This window comes from Streptomyces sp. NPDC000229, from assembly GCF_040300825.1.
Taxonomy (GTDB): domain Bacteria; phylum Actinomycetota; class Actinomycetes; order Streptomycetales; family Streptomycetaceae; genus Streptomyces.
Genome location: NZ_JBEPEL010000139.1, coordinates 1 through 8454 on the forward strand (window position 1 = coordinate 1; position 8454 = coordinate 8454).

Sequence of the window (8454 nt, forward strand, 5' to 3'; positions counted from 1 at the left end):
ACTTCGGCGGGCTCGTCCCGCACGAGGAGCCCGGGGGCGAGGCGGCGGAGGTGGGTGGCGGCGCGGGAGCCCCGTGATCCAATCGCACAGTAGGGCAACGCACCTGCCGTCAATGAGACCGCGACGGCGGGCAAGCTGTGGGGGCCTCCGCTCGTACGAGGCATTGTCATCGCCACTAGCGGCCGTTTCACTGCTGACGCAGTGTCCTGGGTGGAACGCCATAATGCGGAGGGCAACGCGCCCTACATCGAATTGTGGCCCGACAGTAGACTGGAAACCCTCCTCGCTCAACGACCGTATATCGCGGCGGCACACGGCCTTAAGTAGTAGCGAAAGGTTCGGCTGTCTCATGGGCTGCGTACCTGTAGGTGACGCCGGTGCACCGTGACAGTCGCTTGGTCGTTGAGGATGCCTTCGAGCGTCCGCTGCCTCACCCACCACCTACCCCGAAACTCCCATCCCGTCGGCCCACAGGTGTGTGGAGCAGGCGCGCTGCCGGGCGTCCAGGTGGAGCGCGCTACTGTACGAACGACCTGGACGCCCGGTGCCGTGTCTGCTCGGCTCTGCCTGTGTCGACGGCAGATCGGATGGGAATCCCTCCACCGCCACACCCCACCGGCCGGCACCCGCGAACGGGCCCCTCCATCCCGGAGCCTGAGCGACCCCGCCGGAGGCATCGTCTTGAGCCGCACCTGCGTACCGCCTCGGCCCGATCGTGCGTTCGCCACCCATCAACCCAAGCCGTCAGGCGTGCGGACGGCGGCCGGGCCGGAGCGGGGCGGAGACAGGAGCGCAGCCCGGGCGACGGGCCGCGCGCGGCGCGCCGTGCGCGGCGGGTGCCTTGATGCAGAAGGGAAAGTTCTACCGTGCTCGCCAGGGACGGGCGGTAGATAGCGACCCTCTAGGGCGCCGACGAGCGTCGTCACGAGGCGACTATCGCCGATGCGCCGGGGTGCTTGGGGCGCCTTCCGTCAGCTAAGAGCTGTCCCGTAATGGATCTTCGACAACAGCAGGTGGATCCCGTGAGCTGGGGACGGCTCCGAGCCACGCGGCTAGGAGCAGGTTGTGCTGGCGGGCGGCGCCAAGCATCAAGGTGTGGACGCCGTCGCCAGGACTCCGGTCGCGCTGCTGGGCGCCTACTGGCTGGAGCTGCTGCTCGTCGAGGAGCGGAGCCTCAGCTGTTCTGGATGTGGCGGGCCGCAGCCACGAGCTCGGTAGGCAGTGCGGGACCAGCACACGCGTGATCAATCAGCAGGTCCCGGTACGAGTCGTTCGGCAGGTTCGGCGCCAGTTCGATGAGTTCGCTCAGTTCGGCAGGCGAGCCGGTCAGCCGCGCCCGGTAGGCGGCCCCGGCCGCGCGGAGTGTGAGCTCAGTCGACTCGTGTTCCATTCCCTGATCGATCAGCCGGACCGCGGCGGTGAAGTCGCCCTGCTCGGCGTGTATGTCGGCCAGGTCGAGATAGAGCGACCAGTTGGCCGGGTCCAGGGCAAGAGCGCGCTCGAACGCCGCCGCGGTCTGGTCAGGATCACCCAGCTTGCGCCACGTGCCCGCTCGCACGACTTCCGTCAGCATGATCCGCTCCACGGAGTCCGCCTGGTCGCAGAGGGCAAACGACGCATCGGAGAGACCGCATGCCCGCAGCAAGATCGCCATCTTGGCCAACGCCTCCGGCGACGGCTGGCGGGCAGCGACCGCCTCGATGGCATCGAACCAGGGCCGGAACCGTTCCCGCATGCTTTCGGTGTCCAGACCATGGCCATAGTCCATCGTCCGCATTGCGGCCTCGGCCAGCGCGTCGGCACTCACCACACCGAGAAATCGTGCATCGCTGAACCAGGGGGCTTTGGCCCATGCGATGTCGGGTTGCACACCCGTGACCGATCCGATCGCCTGCGCCGCGCCGTCCATGTCGTCCTCGAGGAAGCTGATGTACGACTGCGCCAGTACCGTCCTCAAGGAGTCGGCACCCTGAACGACCTCGGCCAGTTCCGACGGCTTGTCCCTCCACAACTCGGCAAGGACCGTATAGGGCTCGGGGTTCTCAGGTGCGGAGGCGATGGCACCCGCCAGATAGTGCACGGCTGCTGCTGGGCTGCCCCCGCAGTGCGCCATCACCCGCGCGAGACCTACTCCAGCTGCTACCGCCTGATTCGACATCGTCCGAGGGTATCCCCGACGGCCGTCTGTCGGCCCGCCCCCCCATGGCTCGCTGGACACGATGCGATGATCTTGTTGTGGCAGGAGTGATTGCAGCGTCGGAACCGTCCTGGATAGCCCCTTTCACCGGGCTGAGCCCGCAGCAGTTCGGCAAGCTGATTACCGCGCTGCGGCGTGAGGACGCGGACGCGGTCCGCAAGGGCCGGCCCTGGGGACTGCCGTTGGAGGACCGGGTTTTGTTGGTCGCCGCGTACTGGCGCACGAACCTGACATTGCGGCAGCTCGCCCTCCTGTTCGGGGTCTCAAAGTCCGCGGCTGACCGCGTCATCGGGCATCTCGGTCCCCTCCTCGCGCTGCGGCCGCGCAAGCGGTTCCGCAAGGACGCCGTGCTCATCGTGGACGGCACCCTGGTACCCACCCGCGACCACACGGTCGCCGAGCAGTCCAAGAACTACCGGTACTCCACCAACCACCAGGTCGTCATCGACGCCGACAGCCGCCTGATCGTCGTGGTCGGCCAGCCGCTGCCTGGTAACCGCGCCGACTGCAAGGCATGGGAGGAATCCGGGGCCAAGGCCGCCGTCGGCCACACCATAACGATCGCGGACGGCGGGTACCCGGGCACCGGCCTCGTGATGCCCCACCGGCGCCGAAAGGGCGAGGAACTCCCGGGCTGGAAGCAGGCACACAACAAGTCCCACAAGCAGGTCCGCGCCCGCGTCGAGCATGCCTTCGCCCGCATGAAGACCTGGAAGATCCTGCGCGACTGCCGTCTCAAGGGTGAAGGCGTACACCACACCATGAGCGGCATCGCCCATCTGCACAACCTCACCCTCGCCGGATAGACGAGGCGGAAAGGCAAAGTTGCGTGACTTGTCGGCTGACGCAGTTGATTGCTGGCTCGACGAAAAGTCGGAAGTGCTTGCCACTAGTTCACTCGCGATGGTGCATTCGATTTTGCGGCGATCCATCACACACGCGCAACGGCATGACAAAGTTGCCCGGAACGTGGCGGAGTTGGTTGAAACCCCCGAAGGGCAGGTCGGCCGCCCCAGCAAGTCTCTGTCGCTGGAGCAGGCGAAGGCTGTCCTGTCCGGACCCGCAGAGGGGAGCTGGATCCACGCCTATGTCGTTGTGTCGCTGCTCGTAGGAATCCGTACAGAGGAGGTGAGGCCACTCAAGTGGAACCATGTGCATCTGTCCCCTGCTGATGGAGTGGTGCCGCACATTGAGGTGTGGCGGTCGGTGCGACGGCGGGGCGAGATGAAGACGCGTAAGAGTCGGCGAACCCTGGCGGTGCCGCGACAGGTCGTCACCGTACTCAAAGCGCATCGGGCGGAGCAGCGACGGAGGAGAGAGGCCCTTGGGCTGGCCTGGGACCCAGAAGGCTTCGTGTTCGGGACGGACAGTGGCGATCAGCGCACTGCGGACCAGGTTCGGCGGAGCTTCCGAGCGCTGTTGCGGCGAGCAGGGGTCGACCAGCCCGAAAAGTGGACACCGCGAGAGCTGCGGCACAGCTTCGTTTCACTGCTCTCCGACCACGGCATTCCGATCGAAGTGATCGCGCGGGTGGTCGGTCACAGCACCACGATCATTACGGAGACCGTCTACCGTAAGCAGTTGCGGCCCGTCATCACGGAGGGAGCCGAAGCCATGGACGACATCTTTGATGGCGGGGGAGTTGCCACCCCATAGGGGCCCCGTGGGGGAGTGGCGCGGAGCCGTGGCTCCCCCTTTGGCTCCCCGGCCCGAGGATCCCAGCACTGGGCTGGCGGCCACACACGCTCCGACCTGCAACGGAACCGGATCGGTCGTGCCGTGTGTTGCTTAAGGCGACGCTAAGAAGACGCTCAGGAAGCGGCGCACGCCCGGAAAGCGGGCGTGCGTGGCGCCGCGTCCGGCCGGGCACAGGCAAGGGCATGACCTCCACCCCACCGCTCACCTTCACCGGCACCGTCCTGGACGCTCCCGACGCACGCGAGCCGGCCGGGTTCTACCGGCGGCTGCTCGGGTGGACGGTGACCGCCGACGAGCCCGACCGGGTCAAGCTGGAACCGCCCGGCGGAGGGCCGGGGCTCGCCTTCCAGACCGAGCCGCACTACAAGAAGCCCGTGTGGCCCCCCGAACCGAGCGCGCCGGGGATGATGACGCACCTGGACATCGAGGCGCCGGAACTCGCCGCCGCCGAGGCGCACGCCCGTGCCTGCGGTGCGGTACGGGCGGCGTTCCAGCCGCAGGACGGCGTACGGATGTACCTCGACCCCGCCGGCCACCCCTTCTGCCTGTGGACGCGCGGGTGACTCAGCCCACCCGCCGGTAGCGCCGCTCCGGGCGGCCTGTGCCGCCGTAGCGGAGGGTGACCTCGGCGCGGCCCGTCTCGGCGAAGTACTCCAGGTAGCGGCGGGCGCTCACCCGGGACAAGGAGCCCGCCTCCGCGCACTCCGTGGCCGACAGGCCCGAGGGATGGTCGCGGAGGATGCGCTCCACCAGGTCGGCGGTGTGGGCGGCCAGGCCCTTGGGGAGCTCGCGGGAGCCCGGCGGGCGGGTGCCGAAGATCTGGTCGACGTCCTCCTGCCGCGCCTCGTCCAGCTCGTCCAGGCGCGTCCGCAGGGACGCGACGTGCCGCAGCTGCTCCCGCAGCGCCGCCTGGCTGAACGGCTTGATCAGGTAGTGCAGGGCCCCGGCCCGCAGCGCCGAGCGGATCGTGCCCGCGTCCCGGGCCGCCGTGATGAACAGCGCGTCCACGCCGTGCCCCGCCGCCCGCAGCGCGCGCAGCACACCGATCCCGTCCATGTCGGGCAGGTAGATGTCCAGCAGGACGACGTCGGGGCGCAGCGCCTCGGCCGCGCGCAGCGCCTCGGCGCCGCTGTGCGCCACGCCGATGACCGTGAAGCCGTCCATCGCGGACACATAGCGGCTGTGCAGCTTGGCGACCATGAAGTCGTCGTCCACCACCAGCACCGTCGTCACCGGCGACACGCTAGGTCCCGACCACAACGACCACAACGTCCGTTGATTGCGGAAGGGAGACAGGTTCTTAACGCACGGGCAACATGTGGGCCACCTCACAGATACGTCCGTACGAAAGGCGGCACACGTGCGATTGCGCACCCCCCTCGCCCTGCTCGGGGCGGCGCTGCTGGTGCTCGTGGGGCCGCCGCTGCTCAGCACGGGCAGCGGCTCCGACACCGGCACACAGATCCCCGGCCTGCGCTTCATGGTCCCGAACACACCCGGTGGGGGATACGACATCACGGCCCGCACCGCGGCCAAGAACGCCGAGGACGCCGGCCTCACCCACGACATCGAGGTCTTCAACCTCCCCGGCGCCGGCGGCACCGTCGGCCTGACCCGGCTCGTCGGCGAGCACGGCAACGGCAGGCTCGCCATGTCCATGGGCCTCGGCGTCGTCGGAGCCGTACACACCAACAAGACCCCGGCGACCCTCGCCGACACCACCCCGATCGCCCGGCTCACCGAGGAGCAGGACATCGTGGTCGTCGGCAAGGACTCCCCGTACAAGACCATCCAGGACCTCCTCGCCGCCTGGAGGAAGAACCCCGCCGAACTGCCTGTCGGCGGCGGATCGTCACCGGGTGGGCCCGACCACCTCGCACCCATGCTCATGGCGCAGGCCGCCGGGATCGCCCCGAAATCGGTGAACTACATCCCCTTCGACGGCGGCGGCGAACTGCTCGCCTCGATCCTCGGCAACAAGGTCGCCTTCGGCGTCTCCGGTGTGGGCGAATACCTGGACCAGATCAAGTCCGGCGAGCTGCGCCTGCTCGCCGTCACCGGCCCCGAGCGGGTTCCCGGACTGGACGCCCCCACCCTCCGCGAAGCCGGGCTCGACACCGAGTTCACCAACTGGCGCGGCATCGTCGCCCCGCCCGGCCTCTCCGCCGCCGAGCGCGACAAGCTCATCGGCCTCGTCACCGGGCTGCACGACTCCAAGCAGTGGAGGGACTCCCTGAAGAAGAACGGCTGGGACGACGCCTTCCTGGCCGGGGACGAGTTCGGGACCTTCCTCGACGAGCAGAACGAGCGCGTCGACTCCGTCCTGAAGGAGCTGGGACTGTGAGCACACCGGGCACCGCAGGCCGCGCCTGGCTGCGCGAGCACTCCGAGCTGGGCGTCAGCCTGCTGCTCGCCGTCATCGGCGTACTCGTCCTCACCGACGCGCTCACGATGGACATCTCCGCCGGACAGCGCGGGCCCGTCGGTCCCACGACCGTCCCCGTGGTCGTCGGCGCCGGACTCCTCGTCGTCGCCCTGCTCCTCGCCGTCGACGTGCTGCGCGGCGGCCGCGGCGAGGCCGAGGGCGGCGAGGACATCGACCTGTCCGAACCGAGCGACTGGCGCACCGTCCTGCTGCTCGCCGGAGTGTTCCTCGGCGGCGCCGTCCTCATCGGCCCGGCCGGCTTCCCCGTCGCGGGCGCGCTCATCTTCTGGGGCTCCGCGTACGCGCTCGGCAGCCGCCGCGCCGACCGCGACCCGCTGATCGCGGCCGTCCTCTCCCTCGTCACCTACGTCGTCTTCAACAACCTGCTCGGCGTCCCGCTCCCCGGCGGCCCGCTGATGGGAGTGCTCTGATGGACTCTTTGAACTCCCTGCTCGACGGCTTCGGCACCGCCCTGACCCCCGTCAACCTGCTGTGGGCCGCGATAGGCGTGCTCCTCGGCACGGCCATCGGCGTCCTGCCCGGAATCGGCCCGGCCATGGCGGTGGCGCTGCTGCTGCCGGTGACGTACGGACTCGAACCCACCGGCGCGTTCATCATGTTCGCCGGCATCTACTACGGCGCGATGTTCGGCGGCTCCACCACCTCCATCCTGCTCAACACCCCCGGCGAGAGCGCCGCCGTCGTCGCCGCCATCGAGGGCAACCCGATGGCCAAGGCGGGACACGGGGCACAGGCCCTGGCGGCGGCCGCGGGCGGGCACTTCGCGGGCGGCATGATCGGCACGGTCCTGCTCGTCGCGCTCGCCCCGGCCGTCGCCGAACTGGCGGTGGACATCGGCGCGCCCGACTACTTCGCGATCATGGTGCTGGCGTTCATCGCGGTGACGTCGGTCCTGGGCTCGTCCCGCATCCGGGGCCTCGCCTCGCTGCTCATCGGCCTCACCCTCGGCCTGGTCGGGCTCGACCAGATGACCGGCCAGCAGCGGCTCACCTTCGGCTCGCTCCAGCTCGCCGACGGCATCGACGTCGTCATCGTCGCGGTCGGCCTCTTCGCCATCGGCGAGGCCCTGTGGGTCGCCGCCCACCTCCGGCGCGGCGGCGGCGACGCGATCCCCGTCGGCCGGCCCTGGCTCGGCAAGGACGACGTCAGGCGGACCTGGAAGCCCTGGCTGCGCGGCCCCCTCATCGGCTTCCCGTTCGGCGCCATCCCGGCCGGCGGTGCCGAGATCCCCACCTTCCTGTCGTACGTCACCGAGAAGCGGCTGTCCAAGCACAAGGACGAGTTCGGGCGCGGCGCCATCGAAGGCGTCGCCGGACCGGAGTCCGCCGCCTCCGCCTCGGCCGCCGGCACTCTGGTGTCGATGCTGACGCTGGGGCTGCCGACCACCGCCGTCGCCGCCGTGATGCTCGCCGCCTTCCAGCAGTACGGCATCCAGCCCGGCCCGCTGCTCTTCGAACGCGAACCCGACCTGGTGTGGGGCCTGATCGCCTCCCTCTTCGTCGGCATGGTGCTGCTCCTCGCGCTGAACCTGCCCCTCGCGCCGCTGTGGGCCAAGCTGCTGCGCATCCCGCGCCCGTACCTGTACGCCGGGATCCTGTTCTTCGCCGCGACGGGCGCCTACGCGGTCGGCGGCGAGACCCTCGACCTGGTCATCCTGCTGATCATCGGCCTCATCGGGTTCGGGATGCGCCGCTACGGCCTGCCCGTGCTGCCCGCCGTCATCGGGGTCATCCTCGGCCCGGCCGCCGAACAGCAGCTGCGCCGGGCGCTCCAGATCAGCGACGGCAGTGTCACCGGCCTGGTCGACACACCGTTCTCGGTGACCGTGTACGCCGTGATCGTCATCCTGCTGGCCTGGCCCGTGCTGAAGAAGGTGATCAAGCGCCGTCGTAATCTGACCGTATGACAATTCGCCGTGCGACCGCCGACGACGTCCTCCGCGTGAAGGCCGTGACAGAAGCGGCCTACCAGCACTACATCGCACGGATCGGGCGCGTACCGGCCCCCATGGCGGCCGACCACGCGGCGGACGTCGCCGCTGGTCACCTGGAAGTACCGCTGCAGCATGGCGCTGCGTTCCTCGGCGTTTAGGTGACCCCGTGCGTAGTCCATC

General features: G+C 69.4%; 9 protein-coding genes. 7 read left to right on the forward strand and 2 right to left on the reverse strand.

The genetic code is table 11. From position 1 onward, the window contains the following. Window positions 1–1174: 1174 nt before the first annotated feature. Window positions 1175–2158, reverse strand: a complete 984-nt coding sequence (locus ABT360_RS34525) for a tetratricopeptide repeat protein (protein ID WP_351825585.1) — start codon at window positions 2156–2158, stop codon at window positions 1175–1177. 77 nt (window positions 2159–2235) lie between these two features. Between ABT360_RS34525 and ABT360_RS34530 the strand changes: the two genes are divergently transcribed. The 3 genes from ABT360_RS34530 to ABT360_RS34540 all read left to right on the forward strand — a co-directional run bounded on the left by ABT360_RS34530 (window position 2236) and on the right by ABT360_RS34540 (window position 4458). After that, entirely contained in the window at window positions 2236–3003 is a 768-nt protein-coding gene (locus tag ABT360_RS34530; RefSeq protein WP_351825587.1) for a transposase, read from the forward strand. Between the two features lie 28 nt (window positions 3004–3031). Next, complete coding sequence (locus tag ABT360_RS34535) at window positions 3032–3853, forward strand: site-specific integrase (RefSeq protein WP_351825589.1); 822 nt, start codon at window positions 3032–3034, stop codon at window positions 3851–3853. 224 nt (window positions 3854–4077) lie between these two features. After that, on the forward strand, window positions 4078–4458 hold the full coding sequence (locus ABT360_RS34540) for a VOC family protein (protein WP_351825591.1): 381 nt from the start codon (window positions 4078–4080) through the stop codon (window positions 4456–4458). A gap of 1 nt (window position 4459) precedes the next feature. Here the strand turns inward: ABT360_RS34540 and ABT360_RS34545 are convergent, their stop codons facing one another. Then, window positions 4460–5128 (reverse strand): response regulator, encoded by a 669-nt coding sequence (locus tag ABT360_RS34545; protein ID WP_351825593.1) that lies wholly within the window; start codon window positions 5126–5128, stop codon window positions 4460–4462. Between the two features lie 127 nt (window positions 5129–5255). On the opposite strand from ABT360_RS34545, the gene ABT360_RS34550 reads away from it, so the two are divergent. From ABT360_RS34550 to ABT360_RS34565, 4 genes are read left to right on the forward strand one after another with little or no spacing between them, the layout of a single operon-like run. Then, window positions 5256–6239 carry a Bug family tripartite tricarboxylate transporter substrate binding protein gene (locus tag ABT360_RS34550; RefSeq protein WP_351825595.1) on the forward strand — a complete coding sequence of 328 codons (984 nt, stop codon included), beginning with the start codon at window positions 5256–5258 and terminating at the stop codon, window positions 6237–6239. Beyond that, the gene (locus ABT360_RS34555; RefSeq protein ID WP_351825597.1) at window positions 6236–6751 is read left to right on the forward strand and encodes a tripartite tricarboxylate transporter TctB family protein; all 516 of its coding nucleotides are present in this window, start codon (window positions 6236–6238) and stop codon (window positions 6749–6751) included. Before ABT360_RS34550 ends, ABT360_RS34555 begins: the two co-directional genes overlap by 4 nt. Continuing rightward, entirely contained in the window at window positions 6751–8247 is a 1497-nt protein-coding gene (locus ABT360_RS34560) for a tripartite tricarboxylate transporter permease (protein ID WP_351825599.1), read from the forward strand. The genes ABT360_RS34555 and ABT360_RS34560 overlap by 1 nt, the downstream gene beginning before the upstream one ends. Beyond that, window positions 8244–8432 carry a hypothetical protein gene (locus ABT360_RS34565; RefSeq protein WP_444852376.1) on the forward strand — a complete coding sequence of 63 codons (189 nt, stop codon included), beginning with the start codon at window positions 8244–8246 and terminating at the stop codon, window positions 8430–8432. Before ABT360_RS34560 ends, ABT360_RS34565 begins: the two co-directional genes overlap by 4 nt. Window positions 8433–8454 lie beyond the last annotated feature (22 nt).